Source organism: Yinghuangia sp. YIM S09857 (assembly GCF_051388915.1).
Lineage (GTDB): Bacteria > Actinomycetota > Actinomycetes > Streptomycetales > Streptomycetaceae > Yinghuangia.
Window position 1 is genome coordinate 120,213 of sequence record NZ_JBPKBH010000013.1, and the last position, 22,687, is coordinate 142,899.

Genomic DNA, 22,687 nt, shown 5'->3' on the forward strand with positions numbered 1-22,687 from the left:
AAGCAGAATCCTGCTTCCGCATCGTGGAATTCACCCGTTCGATCCGTGGAAGAGGTGATGACCGTGCGCGCAGTGCCGCGCTTCGATGTCAACCTTTCGATCCTGTTCACCGAGCTGCCGCTGCTGGAGCGGCCGCGGGCCGCAGCCGAGGCCGGCTTCACCGAGGCCGAGCTGTGGTGGCCGTTCGACGGGCCGACTCCGGCCGATGCGGAGCTCGACGCGCTGGAGCGCGCGCTCGCCGACGCGGGCATCGCGCTGGTGGGCCTCAACTTCGACGCGGGCCACATGCCCGGCGGCGACCGCGGGCTCCTGTCGCGGCCCGCCGACTCGGCCCGCTTCCGCGCCAACATCGACGTCGCGGTGGGCTTCGCGACCCGTCTCGGCTGCCGGGCGCTCAACGCGTTGTACGGCAACCGCGTGGCCGGCCTCGATCCCGCCGTGCAGTCCGAACTCGCCCTGGAGAACCTGGCATTGGCCGCCCAGGCCGCACATCGCGAGGGTGCGGTCGTGCTGGTGGAGGCGGTCAACACCGTGGAGAACCCGCACTACCAGCTCGACTCGGCGAAGGCCGCCGTCGAGGTGGTCGACGCGGTCAACGCCGCGACCGGCCTCGGCAACACCCGTTTCCTGCTCGACCTCTACCACCTCGCCACGATGGGCGAGGACCTGCCGGCCGTGATCGCCGCGTACGCCGACCGCGTCGGCCACGTGCAGATCGCCGACAGCCCCGGGCGCGGGCAGCCCGGCACCGGCGGACTCGACTTCGACGACCTGTTCGACCGCCTCGCCGCGGTCGGCTACGACGGCCGCATCGGCCTCGAATACAAGCCCGTGGGCGGCCCCAGCGCCGACAGCTTCGGCTGGCTGCCGCGCGAGAACCGCTCCGGGAGGGGACACGCATGAGCACACCGAAGAACGGCAAGACCAGCGGGACCAGCGGGACCAGCGGGACCAGCAAAATAGCCTTCATCGGCCTGGGCATCATGGGCTCGCCGATGGCCGCCAACCTGCTCAAGGCCGGGTACGACGTCACCGGCTTCAACCTCACCCAGCCGCCGATCGACAAGCTCGTCGAGGCCGGGGGCCGGGGCGCCCGGTCGATCGCCGAGGCGGTGCGCGACGCGGACGCCGTCATCACCATGGTGCCGGCGGACCCGCAGGTCGAGGAGGTCATGTTCGGCGAGGGCGGCGTCCTCGACAACGTGCGCCCCGGCACGCTCGTCATCGACATGAGCTCGATCAGGCCCAGCACCTCGGTCGCGGTCGGAACGGCCGGCAGCACGCGCGGACTTCGGGTGCTGGACGCCCCGGTCTCGGGAGGGGAGGCGGGCGCGGTCGAGGCCGTCCTGTCCATCATGGTCGGCGGCGAGGCGGCCGACTTCGCCGCGGCGCTGCCGCTGTTCGAGGCGCTCGGCAGGACGATCGTGCACGTCGGGCCCTACGGCGCCGGGCAGACCGTCAAGGCCGCCAACCAGCTCATCGTGGCCGGCAACATCCAACTCGTCGCCGAGGCCCTGCTGTTCCTCGAACGTGCGGGCGTCGACACCGAGGCCGGGCTGAAGGTGCTCGGCGGCGGCCTCGCCGGCAGCACCGTGCTGGCCAGGAAGGGCGACTCGATGCGGGCCAGGCAGTTCAAGCCGGGCTTCCGCATCGACCTGCACCACAAGGACATGGGCATTGTCTCGGACGCCGCCCGCGAACTCGGCCTCGTGCTGCCCTTCGGCGCGCTCGCCACGACGCTGGTCGCCGCGCTGCGCGCGCAGGGCGGCGGGGATCTCGACCACAGCGGGCTTCTGCTCGGCCTCGAACGGCTCAACGGCCTTGCTGACACGAGTGGTTCGGGCAACGGAAAGGACGGCGTCTGATGGCTCCGAGACTGATGCCCGTGATGGACGCCGTCGTCCACGTCCTCAAGTCGGAGGGTGTGGACACCGCGTTCGGCTGCCCGGGCGCCGCAATCCTCCCGCTCTACAAGGCCCTTGAGGACGACGGCACGATCGAGCACCTGATCGTCCGCCACGAGGAGGGCGCCACGCACATGGCCGACGGCTGGGCGCGTACCAACGGCAACGTCGGTGTCGCGATCGGCACTTCGGGCCCGGCCGGGACCAACATGATCACCGGCCTCTACACCGCGATCGCCGACTCGATCCCGATCGTGTGCATCACCGGCCAGGCCGTCTCCGCCAAGCTGCACCAGGAGGCGTTCCAGGCGGTCGACATCGTGGAGATCGCCAAGCCGGTCACCAAGTGGGCGGTGCAGGTCAAGGAGGCCGCGCAGGCCCCGTGGATCTTCCGCGAGGCGTTCCGCATCGCCCGGTCGGGCCGTCCGGGCCCGGTGCTCATCGACCTGCCGCTGGACGTCCAGCAGCAGAAGATCCTGTGGGACCCGGAGTTGGACGCGCCGCTTCCGGTCGCCGAGGTGCACCCGCACCTGCCGCGCGTCGAGGCCGCCCTGGACATGCTGCTCGCCGCCGAACGCCCGCTGCTGCTCTCCGGCGGCGGCGTCATCATCGGCGACGCGCACGAGGAACTGGTCGAGCTGGCCGAGCTGTTGCAGATCCCCGTGCAGGTCACGCTGATGGGCAAGGGCTCGATCGACGAGGACCACGCGCTCTACAGCGGTATGACCGGCATCCAGACCTCGCAGCGGTACGGCAACGCCTCGTTCCTGGAATCCGACCTCGTGCTGGCCCTCGGCGCTCGCTTCGGCGACCGGCACACCGGAGCGCTGGACGTCTACCGCGGCGACCGCAGGTTCATCCACGTCGACATCGAACCGACCCAGATCGGCAAGGTCTTCCAGCCCGACCTGGGCATCGTGTCGGACACCCGGCTGTTCCTCCGGGCCATGCTGCGCGCCGCCAAGGAACGCGGGCTGCGCCGCGAGGCGGGCCCGTGGGTGGCGCGGATCCAGGAGCTGCGCGCCACGCTGACGCGGCGCGAGGACTTCGACAGCGTGCCGGTGAAGGCGCCGCGCGCGTACAAGGAGATCAACGAGGTCTTCGACGCCGGGACGTACTTCGTCACCGCGATCGGGCTCTACCAGATCTGGGGCGGCCAGCACCAGAAGGCGTACCTGCCGCGCCGCTACCAGATCTGCGGCCAGGCCGGGCCGCTCGGCTGGGAGATTCCGGCGGCGATCGGCGTCAAGAAGGCGCTCAAGAACAGCGACCCGGACGCCGAGGTCGTGGGCATCGTCGGCGACTACGGCTTCCAGTACCTCGTCGAGGAGCTGGCGGTGGCGGCGCAGTACAACGTGCCGTTCGTGATCATCATGCTCAACAACGAGTACCTGGGCCTGATCCGCCAGGCGTCACTGCCGTACGAGATGAACTACCAGGTGGACATCCACTACGACGACTACGGCACCGACAACGTGAAGATCATGGAGGCGTACGGCTGCTCCGGCGTCCGGGTCTTCGAGCCGGGCGAGATCCGCCGGTCGCTGGAGTGGGCGCGCAAGGAGGCGCAGGCCACGTCCCGGCCGGTGCTGGTGGAGATCATGATCGAGCGCGAGGCCAACACGCCGCACGGGCCGGCGATCGACGCGGTCCGGGAGTTCGAGCCCGTGCCGCAGGGCTGAGCGGCCTCGGGGCCGGGGTCGGGGCTGGTCCGGCACCGGACCGGGCTTGCGCCTGGACGCCCGCAGCCCGAACAGCGCACAGACCGGCGGGGCCCGGTGCCGACCCTGGACCGTCTTCCCACAGGGCCCCGTCCGCGAGGCGCCGCCCGGTCCCCACCGACCGGGGCCGGGCGGCGTCTCACCCCGCAGTCCCCACCCGGCGGCACCTGATCCGGTGTCGCGGCCGTGCCGCCGGGTGGAACACCTCTTCATGACCTAATGTCCCGATTGTCGGCGCCCGGTGCCTGTCCGTCCGCACCGATCGGACCGTCCGTCCGGCCCCTGCGGTCGTGTGATCACACGATTTCCCGCGGACCCCGACCCGCATAGCGTCTGCGACATCCGGAAAGGAGCAAGCCGTGGCAGCCCCGACGATCGTCGTCGCCCCCGACAAGTTCAAGGGCACGCTCACCGCGGCCGAGGCCGCCGGACACATCGCCGACGGCATCCTGCGGGTCCTGCCGGGCGCCGACGTACGCCGCCTCCCGGTGGCCGACGGCGGCGACGGCACGGTCGACGCGGCGGTCGCGGCCGGGTTTCGGCGGGTGCGCACCCGCGTCGCGGGGCCCACCGGACAGGCCGTGGACGCGTCCTTCGCGGTACGCGGCACCACCGCCGTCGTCGAACTCGCCGAGGCGTCCGGACTCGTCCTGCTCCCCGCGGGGGAGCCGGCGCCGCTGACCGCGAGCAGCTACGGCGTCGGCCAGTTGATCGCCGAGGCGGTGCGCGTGGGGGCGCATCGCGTCGTCCTCGGCCTCGGCGGAAGCGCCTGCACCGACGGCGGGGCCGGCATGGTGCAGGCACTCGGCGGGCGGCTGCTCGACGCTCACGGTGTCGAGCTGCCGCCCGGCGGGGCCGCGCTGCGTTCGCTGGACCGGATCGACGCCGCGGGCCTGCCGCGGCGGTACGCGGACACCGAGGTCGTCATCGCGTCGGACGTGGACAACCCGCTGCTCGGCCCGAAGGGCGCCGCCGCGGTCTACGGTCCGCAGAAGGGCGCCACCCCCGACGACGTGCGGGTGCTCGAAGCCGGGCTGACGTGCTGGGCGGAGGTGGTGCGCCGGGACGTCCCGACCGGCGCGGAATCCGCTTCGCCCGGCGCCGGCGCCGCCGGCGGGGTGGGCTTCGGCGCCCTCGCGTTCCTCGGCGCGACGCTGCGCCCAGGCATCGAACTCCTCCTTGACCTACTGGAGTTCGAGACTGTTGTCGCCGGTGCCGCGCTCGTCGTCACCGGGGAGGGCCGTCTCGATCCGCAGACCCTGCACGGCAAAGCGCCCGCAGGTGTCGCCACGGCCGCCGCCCGTGCCGGGGTGCCGGTCGTGGCGGTGTGCGGCCGTCTGGAGCTGACGCCGACTCAGCTCCGGACGGCCGGAATCGTCCGGGCGTACGCGCTGGACGACCTCGCCCGGCAGGACACCGGCGGCGACCCGTTCGCCGGGGCCGCGCGCTACGCCGAGGAGGCGGGCGTCCTGCTGGCCAAGGATTTCACGGCAGTTGTGCACAAGGAGGCCGCCTGGTGACCACCCATTCCGCCGCGCCCGGAGCCTCGCGCGTTCTGCGCTCACGCCGCGTCGTCACCCCGGCCGGCGAGGCCGCCGCCGACGTGGTCGTCGCGGGCGGGCGCATCACGGATGTCGCTCCGTACCGCTCGGTTACCGCTTCCGCCGTCGAGGACCTGGGCGAACTCGCCCTGCTGCCGGGCCTGGTGGACACCCATGTGCACATCAACGAGCCGGGTCGCACCGCATGGGAGGGCTTCCCGAGCGCGACCCGCGCCGCCGCCGCGGGCGGTGTGACCACGCTCATCGACATGCCGCTCAACTCCATCCCGCCCACGACGACCGTGAACGCGTTGCACGCCAAACAGGATTCGGCGCGCGGCCGGGTGTACGTCGATGTCGGCTTCTGGGGCGGCGCGGTGCCCGGCAATCTCAACGACCTCGAACCGCTGCACCGCGCCGGGGTGTTCGGCTTCAAGAGCTTCCTGTCGCCGTCCGGCGTCGATGAGTTCCCGCACCTGACCCGCGACCAGTTGGACGAGTCGCTGGCCGAACTGGCCCGCCTGGACGCCCTCGCGATCATCCACGCGGAGGCGCCCGAGGTCCTGGACGCGGCGCCGCAACGGCCGGGCCGGGCGTACGCCGACTTCCTCGCCTCACGCCCGGACGCCGCCGAGGCCGTCGCGGTCGGCGAACTCCTGGACGCCGCACGGGAGACCGGGGCCCGCGTCCACGTTCTGCACGTGTCCTCCGCCGAGGTGCTGCCACTGCTGGCGAAGGCCCGCACCGACGGGATCCGGGCGAGCGCCGAGACCTGCCCGCACTACCTCACGCTGGCCGCCGAGCAGGTCCCCGAGGGCGACACGGCGTTCAAGTGCTGCCCGCCGATCCGCTCGGAGTCCAACCGGGACCGGCTCTGGGACGGGTTGCGCGGCGGGGACTTCGTCGCCGTGGTCTCCGACCACTCGCCGTGCACCGTCGACCTCAAGCGCCTGGAGGAGGGCGACTTCGCCCTCGCCTGGGGTGGAATTGCCTCGCTGCAACTGGGACTTCCGGCCATATGGACCGAAGCGCGGCGCCGCGGGCACAGTCTCGCGGACGTGGCCGGGTGGATGTCCACCGGCCCAGCGCGGTTCGCGGGGCTGCGCCGGAAGGGCGTCATCGCGCCGGGCCGGGACGCCGACCTGGTGGCGTTCGACCCGGACGCGGCCTTCGTCGTGGACCCCGCGGGCCTGCACCACCGCAACCCGGTCACGCCGTACTCCGGCCGCGAACTCACCGGCGTCGTGCGCACCACGTGGCTGCGGGGTGTGCCCGTCGACCTCGACGGCCCGCCCGCGGGCGAACTCCTGGAGCGCGACCCGTCGTGATCACCGCCGCCGAACGCCGCTTGCGCGGCCACGCGCCGCCCCTTTTTGGGCGGCCGGAGCACACATTTCCGCGACTGTGCTCGTTCCTCGCTCCGTCGTGGAAATGCGCACTCCGGCCTTGGACCCGTCCGCACCTGCGCTCGCCGGGGCTCGCTCCGGCGCGGCCGGGTCTACCTGGCGGCCTCCGGCCGCTCTCCTCGCTGCCGCGGCTGTCTTGCGGGCGGCCGGAGCACACATTTCCGCGACTGTGCTCGTTCCTCGCTCCGTCGTGGAAATGCGCACTCCGGCCTTGGACCCGTCCGCACCTGCGCTCGCCGGGGCTCGCTCCGGCGCGGCCGGGTCTACCTGGCGGCCTCCGGCCGCTCTCCTCGCTGCCGCGGCTGTCTTGCGGGCGGCCGGAGCACACATTTCCGCGACTGTGCTCGTTCCTCGCTCCGTCGTGGAAATGCGCACTCCGGCCTTGGACCCGTCCGCACCTGCGCTCGCCGGGGCTCGCTCCGGCGCGGCCGGGTCTACCTGGCGGCCTCCGGCCGCTCTCCTCGCTGCCGCGGCTGTCTTGCGGGCGGCCGGAGCACACATTTCCGCGACTGTGCTCGTTCCTCGCTCCGTCGTGGAAATGCGCACTCCGGCCTTGGACCCGTCCGCACCTGCGCTCGCCGGGGCTCGCTCCGGCGCGGCCGGGTCTACCTGGCGGCCTCCGGCCGCTCTCCTCGCTGCCGCGGCTGTCTTGCGGGCGGCCGGAGCACACATTTCCGCGACTGTGCTCGTTCCTCGCTCCGTCGTGGAAATGCGCACTCCGGCCTTGGACCCGTCCGCACCTGCGCTCGCCGGGGCTCGCTCCGGCGCGGCCGGGTCTACCTGGCGGCCTCCGGCCGCTCTCCTCGCTGCCGCGGCTGTCTTGCGGGCGGCCGGAGCACACATTTCCGCGACTGTGCTCGTTCCTCGCTCCGTCGTGGAAATGCGCACTCCGGCCTTGGACCCGTCCGCACCTGCGCTCGCCGGGGCTCGCTCCGGCGCGGCCGGGTCTACCTGGCGGCCTCCGGCCGCTCTCCTCGCTGCCGCTCGTCGATCACAAGCGCTCGGGCGGCGGCCGTATCGCGGGATGGGCCGATCGGAGCTGATCCGTCCCATCGTCGTCAGCGCACGAGACCGGAGTTCCGCATGCTCGAACAGTCCAAGCCCGCCCTGTCCGTGGACGCCTCCTCGGACTTCGCCGACCTGGTGAACCTCGCCGGACGCCCGCTGGGCGCCGGGGTGATCGCCGCCAACGACGAGTGGTTCGCCGACAAGGAGAACCTCCTGCTCGCCGAGGCACCCGTGTTCCGGCCGCACACGTTCGGCCCCAAGGGGCAGGTCATGGACGGCTGGGAGACGCGCCGGCGCCGCGGCGCCTCCGCGGAGGAGCCGCACGTCCACCCCGACGACCACGACCGGGCGGTGGTGCGGCTCGGCGCGGCGGGGATCGTCCGCGGGGTAGTCGTCGACACGGCGCACTTCACCGGCAACTACCCGCCGTTCGCGTCCGTGGAGGCCACCTACGTGCCCGGACACCCGTCCCTCGGCGAGGTGTTGGCGGACGACGTGGTGTGGACGGAGATCGTGCCGCGCAGCCCGCTCAAGGGCGACACCGCGCACCGGTTCGACGTCGCGGGGGAGCGGTTGTTCACGCACGTACGCCTCAACATCTTCCCGGACGGAGGCGTCGCCCGGCTGCGGGTGCACGGCGAGGTCGTGCCGGACGCGGACTACCTCGACGGCCTCACGCTCGACCTGCTCGCGGCCGAACTCGGCGGCGTCGCCGAGGCGGCCAGCGACCGCTACTTCTCGTCCCCGCACAACATGAACGCCCCCGGACGTTCGCGGGTGATGGGGGAGGGCTGGGAGACCCGGCGGCGCCGCGACGACGGGCACGACTGGGTGCGCCTGCGGCTCGCGGGCCCGGCGCTGCTCTCCGCCGTCGAGATCGACACCGACCACTACAAGGGCAACTCCCCGGGGTGGATCCGCCTCGTGGCGACCGGTGGTGACCCGGCGGACGAGTCGGGCTGGTGGGAGGTGCTGCCGCGGACGCGCGTCCAGCCGGACACCCGGCACCGGTTCCGCGTCGCCCCGGAGCGCGCCGCGCGACACGTGCGCATCGAGGTCTACCCGGACGGCGGCGTCGCCCGCCTGCGGCTGCTCGGCCGCGTGACCAAGGACGGACTAGCCGAACTTCGGCGCCGGGCAACGGAGTTGACCGCCTGACGCAACCCACGACCAGTCGCGCCCGAGAACACCGCGAACAGAACACAGAATCGCGTGACCTGATAGGGAGTCAGCACCCCATGACCGACCAGATATTGACGACCGAGTCCGGCGCGCCGGTCGCGGACAACCAGAACTCCGCGCAGGCGGGCATCGGCGGACCGGTCCTGATCCAGGACCAGTACCTCCTGGAGAAGCTGGCCCGCTTCAACCGCGAGCGCATCCCGGAGCGGGTCGTGCACGCGCGCGGGTCGGGCGCGTACGGCTTCTTCGAGGTCACCGACGACGTGACGCGCTACACCAGGGCGCACTTCCTCGGCGAAGTCGGCCGCAGGACCGAGACGTTCCTGCGCTTCTCCACCGTCGCCGGCAACCTCGGCGCCTCCGACGCGGTACGCGACCCGCGCGGCTTCGCCCTCAAGTTCTATACGCAGCAGGGAAATTACGACCTGGTCGGCAACAACACACCGGTCTTCTTCATCAAGGACCCGCTGAAGTTCCCGGACTTCATCCACTCGCAGAAGCGCGACCCGTTCACCGGCATCACCGAGGCCGAGAACGTGTGGGACTTCTGGTCCCACTCACCCGAGGCCACCCACCAGGTCACCTGGCTCTTCGGCGACCGCGGCATCCCCGCCTCGTACCGGCACATGAACGGCTACGGCTCGCACACCTATCAGTGGGTAAACGAGGCCGGCGACGCGTTCTGGGTGAAATACCACTTCAAGACCAACCAGGGCGTACGCTCGCTCACCAACGAACAGGCGGCCGAACTCGCGGGCGGCGACGCCGACTCGCATCAGCGCGACCTGCACCAGGCCATCGAGCGGGGCGTGTTCCCGTCCTGGACCCTCCACGTGCAGGTGATGCCGGCCGCCGACGCCGCGCACTATCGCTTCAACCCGTTCGACCTCACCAAGGTCTGGCCGCACGCCGACTACCCGCTCGTCAAGGTCGGTCGCCTCGTCCTCAACCGCAACCCCGAGAACGTCTTCGCCGAGGTCGAGCAGGCCGCCTTCTCGCCCAACAACTTCGTGCCCGGCATCGGCCCGTCGCCCGACAAGATGCTCCAGGGACGGCTGTTCGCGTACGCCGACGCGCACCGCTACCGCCTCGGCGTCAACCACACCCAACTCGCCGTCAACGCCCCACACGCGACGACCGCCCGCAACCACGGCCGCGACGGCGCGATGGCCGCCAACTCCGGTGGCCGCGCCAAGAATTACGAACCCAACAGCTTCGGCGGCCCCTACGAGACCGGTGAGCCCCTCGCCGCCCCCACCTCCGTCGTCGGCTTCACCGGCACCCATGAGGCCCCGTCCCACACCAAGGACGACGACTTCTTCCAGGCCGGCGAGCTCTACCGCCTCATGTCCGACGACGAGAAGTCCCGACTCATCGCCAACCTCGCGGGCTTCATCAGCCAGGTCCAACGCGACGACATCGTCGACCGCGTACTTCCCCACTTCCACGCCGCCGACCCCGACTACGGCCGCCGCCTGGAAGACGCCGTACGCGCCCTCCGCGAAACCGCCTGACGACCCCCTGACTGGCCGCCGTCCGGAGAGTGTTCCTCCGCGCTCCGGGCGGCGGTCCCCTGCCGCCCGCGGACTCGACCGTGCCCGAGTTCGTCGTCCAGCGAATGCGTGGCGTCCTCGCGCTGCACCGGATCGGCGTAGAAGCGAGCCGTGGCACGCCAGGACACAATCGCGCGATGCACGGGGCGCGGCGCTGCGGAACTTCTGTGAGGCCGAAGACGCGATGGAGAAGGCTGAATCACAGGCGAAGGCGTTCGGGTCGTATGACCCTTCGGCACCGCGCGCTCGACGACTATCCGCACGTGCAGTCGGGCCGATGCGACGATTGGTTCCGGGCGATGGTGGCCGCCATCAAGCCCTACCGCCGCAATGCGAACGCGCGCGAGCTGTGGGGAAGGGGGGGNTATCCGCACGTGCAGTCGGGCCGATGCGACGATTGGTTCCGGGCGATGGTGGCCGCCATCAAGCCCTACCGCCGCAATGCGAACGCGCGCGAGCTGTGCGACAGGGCGCGAGGGATGCGCCCTGTCGCAACCGGCTGATCCTGCTCAGGACTTGCGGGCCACTCCGCCGTACTCGATCCACTCGGTGGTCTCCTGGACCGGGGCCGGGCGGCCGTCGGGGCGCCAGGCGGAGATCTCGCCGAGACCCGGGTCCAGGATGTCCAATCCTCCGAAAAACGCGGTGACTTCCTCGGTCTTGCGGACGCGTCCCCAATTGCCTTGTGTGGCGGTCAGCATGAAGTCGGTCAGGCGTTCGCGGACCGGGTCGTCGTCCGAGACCAGGTGCGAGACCACGATGAAACTGCCAGGTGCCAGCCGGTCCATGACGCGGCGGACCAGCGCCCCCGGGTCGTCGGAGTCCGGCACGCAGTGCAGCACCGACACGAACAGCGCGGCGACGGGCTGGTCGAAGTCGATCAGCTTCTGGACGTCCGGGTGGGCCATCACCGTGTCGGTGTCGCGCATGTCGGCGGTGATGACGGTGGTGGTCGCGTTGTCCGCGAGCAGCGCGCGCCCGTGCGCCAGGACGATCGGGTCGTTGTCGATGTAGACCACCCGCGACCCGGGGTCGACCTGCTGTGCGATCTGGTGCACGTTGTCCTGCGTCGGCAAACCGGAGCCGTGGTCCATGAATTGCCGCACCCCGAACTGCTCCGCCAGCACACGCACGGCACGCTGGAGGTAGCGCCGGTTGTTGATGGCGAGGGCCTGCGTGCCGGGTGCCGCCAGCGACAACTGGTCGGACGCTTCCCTGTCGACCGCGAAGTTGTCCTTGCCGCCCAGGTAGTAGTCGTACATCCGGGCCACACTGGGAACCGAGACGTCGATCCCGGTCGGAGCCCAGTCGTCGGCCGGTTCGGCATTGTTCGCGGACACGCGTACCCCCGAGCGTTTTTGACATAACGTCAGCTGACTGTGTGCAGGCGGAAGCCTACTGGAGAGTTCCGATTCGGGAGGCATCCGCCGGGCGTACCCCGCGCGTTGCCCGCTGCATCCCGCGCGTTCGCGTCGCGCCACGTGGATCGGTCGGAGGCGGCGCCTAGCATCCGGCGCGGTTGGACACGACGGTTTCGCCGCGACGACACGAGGACGTACCGAACATGAGCATGGGCAAGTTCACACCGTGGACCACGGGCATCGGATGGCAGGTCGCCGAGCGGGGAGCCGCGTTGTCCGGACCGCACGGCGCCCGAGCCTCGCTGCATCCCGGGGGAGGCGGGCTCCCGAACCACGAACTGCTCGTCATCGAGGGTGAAGTCGACGGCAATGCCTACATGTTTGCCGTCACCTCGGAGATCGCCGACAGCTACGCGTACGATCTCGGTACCGTCACGCACCTCGCCCTGCACGTCCCCCGCGCGGTGGCCGACGGCGCCGTGCTGCCGTGGGTCGACCGGATGCGCGCGGTCGCCGCGGTGTGGGTCCGGGACGAGGAGGGCACCTGGCTGGCCATGGGCGGTGGTACGGGCCGCGCCAAGGTGCCGGCACCGGACACCGCGGCCAAGCGACGTATCCAGGCCGTGTTGGCGCCCCTCGCCCAGGTGTCCGCGCCCGAGGCGGCCGCCGCGCGGGCGGCGCGAGCTGCGGAACTCCTGGCTGCCGCCGGGTGGAAGGCGGGCACCAAGCGCGCCGCCAGGTCCCGCGCCGGGACCCTCGCGCTGGCCCACGCGTCGTTCGAGAGCGCCGACGGGGCCAAACACCGTGTCGAATACGTCGTCACCGGATGGCCGATCGTTCCCGAGGGCCTGCTCTGGCGCTACACCGTCCCCACGACGCCGGGGGCGCCGACCGTCGAACGCATTCGGCTTGTCGACCTGACCGGCGCCCTCGACCCGGAGATCCCGGAGGCCGCGTTCGGCGAATCCGCCGACGTCGACGGGGCCCTGGTCGCCGCGGTCGCGTCGGTCGTACGGGCCGGTGCTCCGGCCGCGAACGTCGGCTCCAACGTCCGAGTGACGGCCGAACTCGCGCTGACCGCACTGGCATCCGTCCTCGACATCGGAGGCGGCAGCAAGTTCGAGCGCCGACTTGTCGGTTACCGACAACACCCCGGAGCCGGCTTCCCGAAGCCCGTGCCCGTCAAGCTGTCCGAGGCGGTCTCCGCCGTACGCGCCGCACCGACGGACGCCGAGGCCTGGGTCGCCCTTGCCGAGAGCCTGGTCGAGAAGGAGAACTGCGGTGCCGCCGCGCGGGCCTACGCCAAGGCCGCCGACCTCGGCACCGGCGACGGCTGGCCGCTGCTCCGGCGCGCCTGGCTGCGGCGTGCGCTCGATCCCGAGGCCGCCGTCACCGAACTCGACCGCGCGGCGGAGGCCGGGGGATGTGTCGGTCAGGCACGGCACCTCCAGGCCCATATAGTGCGCCGATATCTGGGTGACCAGGAGCGGATGGACGCGGTTTTCGCCCGTATGACCGAGGAAGCCCCGGAGTATGTCGAGGGTTGGCTCAGCTGGGGCCTGTACCTGGCCAAGGACGGCCAGGCCGAGAAGGCCGTGGACCTGCTGACCCGCGCTTTGGAACTCCACCGGGAATCCAAGGTGTTCTACTACCTCGGGTACGCGTGGCTCGTCGCCGGTCGGCGGGAGGCCGCACTCGACTCACTGGAGGAGGCCGTCCGCCTCGCGCCCTGGACCGTTGGCGAGATCGTCGGCGACGAGGACCTGTCCGCACTTCGCGGTGACGAACGGTTCGAGAGCCTGGAGAAGCTCGCGGCCGGCGCCGACGAGGCGCGCCACCGCGATGCGCGCGAGGCACTGCGCCCGCAGAACCCGCCTGCGCCGGACGGCGATTCCCTGGCCCGGGCCACCGATCTCGCCACGGTCACCACCGTCCTCGGGATCCACTGCCTCAAGGTGTACGACGCCGACGTGCCGCACGAGGGCCTCCGCAGGTTCCTCGCAGGGACCGGAATCCCCTACTCGGCAGGCGCGTTCAAGAGCGCCTCGATACGCGGCCGCTCCCGCGACGGACTTCGCAGGTACACGCTCGACGAGTACCTGCACCGAATCGAGGGCGACCACATCCCGTCCGGTCTCGGCGGGCTCGTGATCGTGGGCGAACTCGATCGGGGAGCCGAAGTCGGGGTGGACGGCGAGACCGGCGATGTGTACCGCATTGCCCGTGACTTCCGGCTCACCTGGCTGGCACCGAGCCTCGACGCGTTCCTGCGGCCTTACTGCCTGCCCAAGGACACCTGGGTCTGGCGCGTCACCGCGGGCCACATCGACCGCCTGACCGCCCCGGACGTCGCCCACATCGGTCCCGGCCGACTCGTCCTGGTCGCGGACGGACTCGGCAAGGACGAGCTGACGCACCTGTTCGCCTTCGTCCGCAACCACGGCGAACTGCTGGACCAGTTGCGCATCATCGACTCGTGGCAGGGCAAGGCCGGCGAGCTGGGCGACATCGACCTCGCCGAGGCCTGCCCGAACCTCCGCGCCCTGCACGTCACGGGCGGCGCGGTGAACGGGTCCGTCTTCGCGCACCCGGCCCTGCACACACTCAACCTCTCGATCTGCAAGTACGCCGGCCCCACCCGCGAAATCCGCCTGGACACGGGGTCCTTGCTCAAGACGATCTCCCTTGAGGACTGCGCGTTCGAAGCGGACACCCTGTACGTCGGCCCGGGCTCGCCGTTGCAGAGCTTCTCCGCGACCATCGACGAGGACTACGGCTTCACGTTCCCCGAGAACCTGGAGTTCGACAACTGCCCGGACCTCTCCGGCATTTACCTGTCCCTGGACGCGGGGGTGTGGCACCTCGTGCTCCGCGGCAGCCTTCCCCGCCTCCGTAGGGTCGACCAGAACGCCCGCCCCTACGGGTCCTTCACGTACAAGGTCCTCGGCGCCACCCCCGCCGAGACCAAGCAGTACACGACCCTCGTCAAGAAGGGTGCCCGCTACGCCAAGGCCTGGTGACCTGCCACCCGCGGGCCCCGATCGGCAGCCCGCAAGCCACCGTTCGTCCGCAGGCCACCGTCCCTCCGCGAGCCACCGTCCGTCCCCGCCCCGACGGACGACGCCCGAAGGCCCGCAGAACCAGGTTCCCGCCTGCGGGCCCTTCACCGCACACATGGACGTGCATTGGCGGTGGGGTGATTCCCGGAGCGCGGTGGCCCCGTTGCGGTGAGGCGCCGGTGAGGGTGTACGAGACAGCGGGCAGCGCGCCGTTGCCGTCGTACAGCAGGGTGAACGGGCCCAATGCGGCGATGATGCCGGAAGGACGCACGTGCGTGCGAACGCCCGGCCGGCTCCCGGTGGTTCGGGAGTCGGCCGGGCGTTCGCGGGTGGATGTGCGTCAGTCCTCGTTGAAGATGTTCTTGAGGTCGGAGCAGGCCTGCACCAGGATGTCGCGGGCTCGGTCGACCTGGCTCGGGGTCAGGCCGGCGTGCCCGGCGGCGGTGTCGATTTCGGTGCGGAAGCGGTCGAAGAGGCGCTGCACGTGGAGGTCGAGGTCGGGCACGCTGTGCCTGCCACCGCCGCCCTTGCCGCCGTTGGGACCGCCCTTGGGGCCGCCCCTGGCACCGGACTTCGGGCCTGACTGCGGACCGGACTTCGCTCCCGGCCGGGGGTTGGACGTGCTGTCCGTGTCGGAATCCGAGTCGGAGTCGGGGTCCGAAGTGGGCCCCGGGCGCGGGCCGTCGCCGCCGGTGCCGTGGGCCGGGTCGCCGGTGGGGTCGGTCTCCGCGCGCCAGGGGTCGGCGCGCTGGTCGTCGGCCTCCGGGTCGGGGCCGAAGCGCTTGCGGATCTCCTCCTCCAGCAGGTGGGCCCGCTGTTCGGTGAGGCCCGCGAGGCCCTGGGCCAGGCCCTCGGCGAGGTCGACCATCTTCTGCGACAGCGCCGGACCGAGGCTCTTGGCCCACGCCGACATCGGGTCGTCCTTGCCGCCTCCGCCGGGGACCCGCCACGGGGGAGGGGAGGACGGGCGGCCGCCGCGGGAGCCGCCGGGGCGGGCGGAGTCGTCGCGTACGTCCCGTGCCGCCTGGCGCAGTTCGTCGCGCAGGTTGCGGGCCGAGGTGCGGACCTCGTCGCGGATCTCCCGCGCGCGCTCGTAGACCGACTCGCGGATCTCGGTTTCCAGGGCGTCCAGTTCCGCCTGGCGCTCGCTCAGTTCGGCGCGGCCCGCCTCGGTGATGCGGTAGACCTTGCGGCCGCCCTCGACCGAGTGGGTGACCAGGCCCTCCTGCTCCAGTTTGGCGAGGCGCGGGTAGACGGTGCCGGCGGAGGGCGCGTACAGGCCGAGGAAGCGGTCCTGGAGCAGCCTGATGATCTCGTAGCCGTGGCGCGGGCTCTCGTCCAACAGCTTGAGGAGGTACAGCCGAAGGCGTCCGTGGCCGAAGACCGGGGTCATACGCTTACCTTTCCTTCCGGTGCGGGACGCCGCAGCAGGGCGACGTCGCCGGACACCGAGTTGATCCTCAGACGGCCCGTCCCCCCGCCCAACGTGCCCACCAGCCGCGAGGTTCCGAACGCGGTGCGGGCGGTCAGGCCCTCGAACGCCGAACCGACCGTGCCGCCCGACGAGCGGACGTCGACGTCCATGTCGCCGTCGTGCGGCAGACGTACCGTCAGCGCGCCCGAAATCGTCGACAGGTGCACATCGTTGCGCCCGAACGCGTCGAGGTCCATGACCATCGCGCCGGAGACCGAATGTGCCCGGACGCGTCCGCCGGTGCCCTCCACGAGGGTGAGGTCCCCGGAGACGGTGGCCACCTGGAAGTCGCCGGCCAGCGATTCCGCCTCCACGCTGCCCGCGACGGTCGCGGCGTCGACCGAACCGGTCAGGCCGACCAGCGTGATGCCGCCCGCGACGCTGCGCACCGTGACGCTGCCGTGGACCCCGGAAACCGTGCCGTGAGCGGACATCACCGCGACGTCGATCGTGCAGTCCCACGGCACCGCGAGCGAGACCGTGCAACTGCGGCCGTGGACCTGGCGGTCGAGCCAGGTCTTCGGGTTCTTCCAGGCGAGGTCGTCGTAGCCGACCACGAGTTCGGCGGACGCGTCCTCGTGGTGGACGTCCAGCGGCGGCCCCTCCACCGCCGAGACCTCCAGCCGTGCCGGTCCGTCGGTGCCGACCACGTCGACGATTCCGGCGACCGCGCGCACGCGTACGACGCGTACGGGGTCGAAGTCGAGCACCTGCGGTTTGGCGACGGTCCACTGGGACATGAATCCCCCCTCCCCTTCCGGCCGTGCGCGGCAGGGCGCACCATGGCCATGCGGATGGTCCGGTGGCCGCGATACGCGATATATCGCGTGCTCCCGCAATCCACGATATATCGCGTTGACGAGGCGTCAAGAGGCCGGGAACCACCGGCTGTTCCCGCGAGTCCTACAACCGGGGCGTCAGCGGGCCGGGAGAGTGTGGACCGTGCGGTCCCGGACGACCGCCCCGCAACCACACCCAGGACCGCGCATGCCCTTCACCGTGAGCCATATCGCCGCCGTGCTGCCCATGCAGTCGGGGACACGTACCGGCACCGGGGCGCGGCGCGGACCGCTCGTCGCGTCCGCTATGGCCTTCGCCACGATGGTCCCGGACGCGGTGCTCTTCTTCGACTTCGGCTTCCTGCCGTTCTCGTTCACCCGGGACGACACCCACGCGGTGGTGCCGGGCGTCCTCATGTACAACCTGGCGCTCACCGCCGTCGCGGTCGCCGTGTGGCACCTGCTGCTCCTGCGCCCGCTGCTCGCCCTGCTCCCCGAGACGGTACGCGCGCGCGTCGAGACCCCGCTGCTACCGCGCCTCCCCGCCGAGCTGCGCGCGGCCCGCCGCGAGGGCCGTTCTGCCTTCCGTGAACTCCTCGGCGCCGCCGGATGGTTCGCCCTCTCCGCGTGGATCGGCGCGATGACCCACGTCTTCTGGGACGCCTGGACCCACTTCAACGACCCCGGCGTCGCCGACGTCGCCCCCTGGCTGCGCGAACCGAGCTTCCTGCCGGACGACCGCCCGTGGTTCAGCGTCCTTCAGTACGCGAGCACCTTCGTCGGCCTGATCGCCCTCACCTGGTGGTCCCTGCGCCGCTATGCCGCTCTCCCGGCACACCCCCCGCGCCCCGCCCTGCGCATCCCCGTCCCGGCCCGCCTGGCCGTCGTCGGCGCCCTCGTCCTCACCGGCCTCGCCGGAGCCATCCGCGCCTCACACGGCTACACCGAACAGCCCTTCGACGTCTTCGGCTTCCACCTCGCCACCGGCTTCGGCCGCTGGACCGCCGCCGCCCTCCTCCTCTACGGCACCACCGCCATGCTCTGGCAATCCACCAAACCCTCCCACCGCCTCCCCACCCCCTGACCGCGGCACTTGCCAGAACCCACCGCGACCGGCAGTGGCTTCAGCCCGGTCCACGCGAACCAATGAACCCCTGGCGACGCGCCACCCCAGTACTCTCCGGGGTCAATGATGTGCCCATGGCCACAACCTGCGCGGTGTCCGCGCAGAGCGTCGACGACGCTCTGGAGAACGCCCGGGTTGAGTTCCGAGGTCAGTCGTCCTCGTCGTCGAGGCGGGCGAGCCAGGTGGCCAGGCGTTCGACGGGGGTTTCGAACTCGGGGTTGAGGTCGACGAAGGTGCGGAGGTGGTCGGCCAGCCAGGCGAAGGTGACTTCCTCCTCGCCGCGGCGGCTCTCCAGTTCCTCGATGCCTCGGTCGGTGAAGTACACGTGCTCTCCCGTGGGACGGCGCTCGGTGGGATGAACGGACGGGTCCGCCCCGGCGCATCGTAGGCGCCGGGGCGGACCCGTCGGTAATGCGGGCCCGGACCGGTGCGGGTCCGGGCCGCGGGTGCTACTTGAAGGCCTCGGCGACCAGTTCCTGCTGCTCGGCCTCGTGGCGCTTGGCCGAGCCGACCGCGGGCGAGGACGCCGCCGGGCGGGCGATGCGGCGCGGTGTCGGCAGCCCGGCCTCGACGAGGTTGAGGGCGATGAACGGCCACGGGCCCTGGTTGGCCGGCTCCTCCTGGGCCCACACGAGCTCCAGGCCGTTGCCGTACCGCTCCATGCCGTACCGGGTCAGCTCGGTGCGCATCTCCTCGACCGGCAGCGGGTAGAGCCGCTCGACGCGCACGATCGCGACGTCGTCGGCGCCCGCCTTGGTCCGCGCGGCCTCCAGGTCGTAGTAGAACTTGCCGGAGGTCATGACCACGCGCCGCACCTTCGTCGGGTCCACCGTGGTGTCGCCGATGACGGGGCGGAACTCGCCGGAGGTGAACTCCTCGATCTTCGAGGCCGCCGCCTTGAGGCGCAGCATCGACTTCGGGGTGAACACCACCAGCGGCTTGTGGTGCGGGTTGTGCGTCTGCCAGCGCAGCAGGTGGAAGTAGTTGCTGGGCAGCGTCGGCGAGGCGACCGTCATGTTGTTCTGCGCGCACAGTTGCAGGTAGCGCTCGATGCGCGCCGAGCTGTGGTCGGGGCCCTGGCCCTCGAAGCCGTGCGGCAGCAGCAGCACGACGCCGGAGTGCTGGTTCCACTTCTGCTCGGCCGACGAGATGAACTCGTCCATGATGGTCTGCGCGCCGTTGGCGAAGTCGCCGAACTGCGCCTCCCACAGCACCAGCGCGTTGGGACGCGCCAGCGAGTAGCCGTACTCGAAGCCCATCGCCGCGAACTCGCTGAGCAGCGAGTCGTAGACGGTGTACTTCGCCTGCTCGGGGGTGAGGTTCGCGAGCGGCGTCCACTCGCCGCCCGACTCGCGGTCCACCAGCACCGCGTGGCGCTGGCCGAACGTGCCGCGCCGCGAGTCCTGGCCGACCAGGCGGACCGGGTGGCCCTCCATGAGTAGCGAGCCGAACGCCAGCGTCTCGCCCATCGCCCAGTCGATCGTGCCGTCCTCGACCATGGCCGCTCGGCGCTGCAACTGCGGTTGCAGGCGCGGGTGCACGGTGAAGCCGTCCGGCAGCGAGATCTGCGACTCGACGATGCGCTTGACCGTCTCGGCGGCGATCGCGGTCTGCGCGCCCGCCGGGAACTCCGGCAGCGGCTGCGGCTCGGCGTGCGCGAGGGGCTGCGCGGTGGTGGCCTCCCGGACCTCCGCGAAGACCTTCTCCAGCTGGTCCTGGTAGTCCTTCAGCGCCTGCTCGGCCTCTTCGACGGTGATGTCGCCGCGGCCGATGAGCGCCTCGGTGTAGAGCTTGCGGACCGAGCGCTTCTTGTCGATCAGGTCGTACATCAGCGGCTGCGTGAACGACGGGTTGTCGGCCTCGTTGTGCCCGCGGCGGCGGTAGCAGATGAGGTCGATCACGACGTCCTTGTGGAACGCCTGCCGGTACTCGAACGCCAGTTGCGCGACGCGCACGCACGCCTCGGGGTCGTCGCCGTTGACGTGGAAGATCGGCGCCTCGACCATGCGGGCCACGTCGGTGGCGTACATCGACGAGCGCGACGCGGCCGGGGCGGCGGTGAAGCCGACCTGGTTGTTGATCACCACGTGCACGGTGCCGCCGGTGCGGTAGCCGCGCAGCTGCGACATGTTCAGCGTCTCGGCGACGACGCCCTGGCCCGCGAAGGCCGCGTCGCCGTGCAGCAGCAGCGGCAGGACGGTGAAGCCGGCGCCGGCCATGTCGATGATGTCCTGCTTGGCGCGCACCACCCCTTCGAGGACCGGGTTGACGGCCTCCAGGTGCGACGGGTTCGCCACCAGCGACACCTTGACCTGCGCGCCGTCCTCGGAGGTGAACGTGCCCTCGGCGCCCAGGTGGTACTTCACGTCGCCCGAGCCGTGCATCGACTTGGGGTCGATGTTGCCCTCGAACTCGCGGAAGACCTGCGCGTAGCTCTTGCCGACGATGTTGGTCAGCACGTTGAGGCGGCCGCGGTGGGCCATGCCGATCGACACCTCGTCGAGGCCCGCCTCGGCGGCCGACGACAGGATCGCGTCGAGCAGCGGGATGGTCGACTCGCCGCCCTCCAGCGAGAAGCGCTTCTGGCCCACGTACTTGGTGGCCAGGAAGGTCTCGAACGCCTCGGCCGCGTTGAGCTTGCGCAGCACGCGGAGCTGGTCCTCGCGGTCCGGCTTGGTGTGCGGCAGCTCGATGCGGTGCTGGATCCAGCTCCGCTGCTGCGGGTCCTGGATGTGCATGTACTCGACGCCGACGGTGCGGCAGTACGAGTCGCGCAGCACGCCCAGCACCTCGCGCAGCGTCATCATCGACTGCCCGGCGAACCCGCCGACCGCGAACTCGCGCTCCAGGTCCCACAGCGTCAGCCCGTGCTCGACGACGTCGAGGTCCGGGTGGCGGCGCTGCTTGTACTCCAGCGGGTCGGTGTCGGCCATCAGGTGGCCGCGCACGCGGTACGAGTGGATCAGCTCCTGCACGCGCGCCGTCTTGTTGACGTCGTCCTCGTGGCTGGCGGAGATGTCCTGCACCCAGCGCACCGGCTCGTACGGGATGCGCAGGGAGGCGAAGATCTCGTCGTAGAACCCGCCCTCGCCCAGGAGGAGCTGGTGCATCCGACGCAGGAACTCGCCCGACTGCGCACCCTGGATGATCCGGTGGTCGTAGGTGCTCGTCAGGGTGAGGATCTTGCTGACCGCGAGGCGGGCCATGGTGTCCGAGGACGCGCCCTGGAACTCGGCGGGGTACTCCATCGCGCCGACGCCGACGATCGTGCCCTGGCCGGGCATGAGGCGCGGGACGGAGTGGACGGTGCCGATGCCGCCCGGGTTGGTCAGCGAGACCGTGACGCCCTGGAAGTCGTCCACCGTGAGCTTGTTGGCGCGGGCCCGGCGCACGATGTCCTCGTACGCCTGCCAGAAGGCGAAGAAGTCCATCTCTTCGGCCTTCTTGATCGCCGCCACGACGAGCTGCCGGTCGCCGTTGGGCTTGGTGAGGTCGATCGCCAGGCCGAGGTTGATGTGCTCGGGCTTGACCAGGAAGGGCTTGCCGTCCTTCTCCTGGTAGCCGTGGTTCATCGCGGGCATCGTCTTGAGCGCCTGCACCAGCGCGTAGCCGATGAAGTGCGTGAACGAGACCTTGCCGCCGCGGGCCCGCTTGAGGTGGTTGTTCACCACGATGCGGTTGTCGATCAGCAGCTTCGCCGGAACGGCGCGCACGCTGGTCGCGGTCGGGATCGTCAGGCTCGCGTCCATGTTGCTGACGACGCGGGCCGCCGGGCCCTTGAGGGCCACGGTCTCGGGGCCCGCGCCTGCCGGGGCCGGCGCTGGGGCGGCCGACTTCGGGGCGGCGGGCGCCGGCGGGTCCGCGGGCGTCGGCTTGGCAGGGGCCGTGGTGCCTGCGGTCGCGGCGGCGTTGGTCGATACGCCGCTGGTGACCATCGGATGGCTGGACGCCGGTGCCGGTGTCGTCGCCGTCGAGCCGGCGGCTGCCGGAACCGCGGGAACGGTGGCGGGGGCTGCCGCGGGTGCGGCCTGGCTCGGTGCGGGCGCGGTGCCGGCGGCGCCGGTCGCACTCGGAGTGCTGGTGGTGATGGGACCGCTCCGGTTCGACGAGTCTGCGGCGGGTGCGGCTACCGCGTCTCCGCTGGGCTTGTAGTCGGCGAAGAAATCCCACCAAGCACGGTCCACAGAATTGGGGTCCTGTAGGTACTGCTGGTAGATCTCGTCGACAAGCCACTCGTTGGGGCCGAAGCTGGCCATCGGGTTGCTAGGGGACTGTGACGACACGGCGGCAACCGCCCTCTTCCGCTTCCTGGGGTGGTGGACAGCGGGAAACAAGGCTACGCCCTTTCGGCCATGGTGCGCAGGCCCTACGTCCTACGCGTCGCGTAGATCACAGAGAGATGACCGAAGGGCGGAGAATTGTCCCTTTGTAGGGGATTCTAGGTGACGGAACGTCATAACCGGAACGTCGGTGCCTATCCACATTCCGCCCCGACTCCGCGCTGAACACGCGCCCACCTGTGGTTGGCCAGTACACCTGTGCGAGAAGTCGGCTTGTGAGGATTTGTACATCG

General features: G+C 71.0%; 14 protein-coding genes. 9 read left to right on the top strand and 5 right to left on the bottom strand.

Annotation, left to right across the window (positions count from 1 at the left end):
- Positions 1–57 precede the first annotated feature (57 nt).
- The 7 genes from ACRX5S_RS25935 to ACRX5S_RS25965 all read left to right on the top strand — a co-directional run bounded on the left by ACRX5S_RS25935 (position 58) and on the right by ACRX5S_RS25965 (position 10,276).
- Positions 58–903, top strand: a complete 846-nt coding sequence (locus ACRX5S_RS25935; protein ID WP_436775494.1) for a hydroxypyruvate isomerase family protein — start codon at positions 58–60, stop codon at positions 901–903.
- A complete protein-coding gene (locus tag ACRX5S_RS25940) occupies positions 900–1,865 on the top strand; it encodes a 2-hydroxy-3-oxopropionate reductase (protein WP_436775495.1) in 966 nt (321 codons plus the stop codon). The genes ACRX5S_RS25935 and ACRX5S_RS25940 overlap by 4 nt, the downstream gene beginning before the upstream one ends.
- Positions 1,865–3,586, top strand: a complete 1,722-nt coding sequence (gene gcl, locus ACRX5S_RS25945; protein ID WP_436775496.1) for a glyoxylate carboligase — start codon at positions 1,865–1,867, stop codon at positions 3,584–3,586. Before ACRX5S_RS25940 ends, gcl begins: the two co-directional genes overlap by 1 nt.
- A gap of 398 nt (positions 3,587–3,984) precedes the next feature.
- Positions 3,985–5,145 carry a glycerate kinase gene (locus ACRX5S_RS25950; protein ID WP_436775497.1) on the top strand — a complete coding sequence of 387 codons (1,161 nt, stop codon included), beginning with the start codon at positions 3,985–3,987 and terminating at the stop codon, positions 5,143–5,145.
- A complete protein-coding gene (gene allB, locus ACRX5S_RS25955; protein WP_436775498.1) occupies positions 5,142–6,494 on the top strand; it encodes an allantoinase AllB in 1,353 nt (450 codons plus the stop codon). Before ACRX5S_RS25950 ends, allB begins: the two co-directional genes overlap by 4 nt.
- Before the next feature lie 1,161 nt (positions 6,495–7,655).
- On the top strand, positions 7,656–8,738 hold the full coding sequence (gene alc / locus ACRX5S_RS25960) for an allantoicase (RefSeq protein ID WP_436775499.1): 1,083 nt from the start codon (positions 7,656–7,658) through the stop codon (positions 8,736–8,738).
- 80 nt (positions 8,739–8,818) lie between these two features.
- Entirely contained in the window at positions 8,819–10,276 is a 1,458-nt protein-coding gene (locus ACRX5S_RS25965) for a catalase (RefSeq protein ID WP_436775500.1), read from the top strand.
- A gap of 548 nt (positions 10,277–10,824) precedes the next feature.
- Here the strand turns inward: ACRX5S_RS25965 and ACRX5S_RS25970 are convergent.
- Positions 10,825–11,655 carry an SAM-dependent methyltransferase gene (locus ACRX5S_RS25970; protein WP_436775501.1) on the bottom strand — a complete coding sequence of 277 codons (831 nt, stop codon included), beginning with the start codon at positions 11,653–11,655 and terminating at the stop codon, positions 10,825–10,827.
- 224 nt (positions 11,656–11,879) lie between these two features.
- On the opposite strand from ACRX5S_RS25970, the gene ACRX5S_RS25975 reads away from it, so the two are divergent.
- Positions 11,880–14,696: a TPR end-of-group domain-containing protein gene (locus ACRX5S_RS25975; RefSeq protein ID WP_436775502.1), complete on the top strand. Its 2,817-nt coding sequence runs from the start codon at positions 11,880–11,882 to the stop codon at positions 14,694–14,696.
- 379 nt (positions 14,697–15,075) lie between these two features.
- Here the strand turns inward: ACRX5S_RS25975 and ACRX5S_RS25980 are convergent, their stop codons facing one another.
- Complete coding sequence (locus ACRX5S_RS25980) at positions 15,076–16,128, bottom strand: helix-turn-helix transcriptional regulator (RefSeq protein WP_436775503.1); 1,053 nt, start codon at positions 16,126–16,128, stop codon at positions 15,076–15,078.
- On the bottom strand, positions 16,125–16,949 hold the full coding sequence (locus ACRX5S_RS25985; protein ID WP_436775504.1) for a DUF4097 family beta strand repeat-containing protein: 825 nt from the start codon (positions 16,947–16,949) through the stop codon (positions 16,125–16,127). The genes ACRX5S_RS25980 and ACRX5S_RS25985 overlap by 4 nt, the downstream gene beginning before the upstream one ends.
- 247 nt (positions 16,950–17,196) lie before the next feature.
- On the opposite strand from ACRX5S_RS25985, the gene ACRX5S_RS25990 reads away from it, so the two are divergent.
- Positions 17,197–18,072 carry a DUF4184 family protein gene (locus tag ACRX5S_RS25990; RefSeq protein WP_436775505.1) on the top strand — a complete coding sequence of 292 codons (876 nt, stop codon included), beginning with the start codon at positions 17,197–17,199 and terminating at the stop codon, positions 18,070–18,072.
- A gap of 190 nt (positions 18,073–18,262) precedes the next feature.
- On the opposite strand, the gene ACRX5S_RS25995 is transcribed toward ACRX5S_RS25990, so the two are convergent.
- Both ACRX5S_RS25995 and ACRX5S_RS26000 read right to left on the bottom strand, forming a co-directional pair.
- Positions 18,263–18,439, bottom strand: coding sequence for a DUF6104 family protein (locus ACRX5S_RS25995; RefSeq protein WP_436775506.1), 177 nt, complete (start codon positions 18,437–18,439; stop codon positions 18,263–18,265).
- A 124-nt stretch (positions 18,440–18,563) separates the two neighbouring features.
- Positions 18,564–22,370, bottom strand: coding sequence for a multifunctional oxoglutarate decarboxylase/oxoglutarate dehydrogenase thiamine pyrophosphate-binding subunit/dihydrolipoyllysine-residue succinyltransferase subunit (locus ACRX5S_RS26000; protein ID WP_436775507.1), 3,807 nt, complete (start codon positions 22,368–22,370; stop codon positions 18,564–18,566).
- Between the last annotated feature and the right edge of the window lie 317 nt (positions 22,371–22,687).

Bases quoted from the DNA above. Each gene is read 5' to 3' on its own strand.
- ACRX5S_RS25935 (WP_436775494.1), top strand. From the start codon at position 58: ATGACCGTGCGCGCAGTGCCGCGCTTCGATGTCAACCTTTCGATCCTG.
- ACRX5S_RS26000 (WP_436775507.1), bottom strand. From the start codon at position 22,370: ATGGCCAGCTTCGGCCCCAACGAGTGGCTTGTCGACGAGATCTACCAG.
- ACRX5S_RS25990 (WP_436775505.1), top strand. From the start codon at position 17,197: ATGCCCTTCACCGTGAGCCATATCGCCGCCGTGCTGCCCATGCAGTCG.
- alc (WP_436775499.1), top strand. From the start codon at position 7,656: ATGCTCGAACAGTCCAAGCCCGCCCTGTCCGTGGACGCCTCCTCGGAC.
- ACRX5S_RS25985 (WP_436775504.1), bottom strand. From the start codon at position 16,949: ATGTCCCAGTGGACCGTCGCCAAACCGCAGGTGCTCGACTTCGACCCC.
- ACRX5S_RS25975 (WP_436775502.1), top strand. From the start codon at position 11,880: ATGAGCATGGGCAAGTTCACACCGTGGACCACGGGCATCGGATGGCAG.
- gcl (WP_436775496.1), top strand. From the start codon at position 1,865: ATGGCTCCGAGACTGATGCCCGTGATGGACGCCGTCGTCCACGTCCTC.
- ACRX5S_RS25980 (WP_436775503.1), bottom strand. From the start codon at position 16,128: ATGACCCCGGTCTTCGGCCACGGACGCCTTCGGCTGTACCTCCTCAAG.
- ACRX5S_RS25965 (WP_436775500.1), top strand. From the start codon at position 8,819: ATGACCGACCAGATATTGACGACCGAGTCCGGCGCGCCGGTCGCGGAC.
- ACRX5S_RS25940 (WP_436775495.1), top strand. From the start codon at position 900: ATGAGCACACCGAAGAACGGCAAGACCAGCGGGACCAGCGGGACCAGC.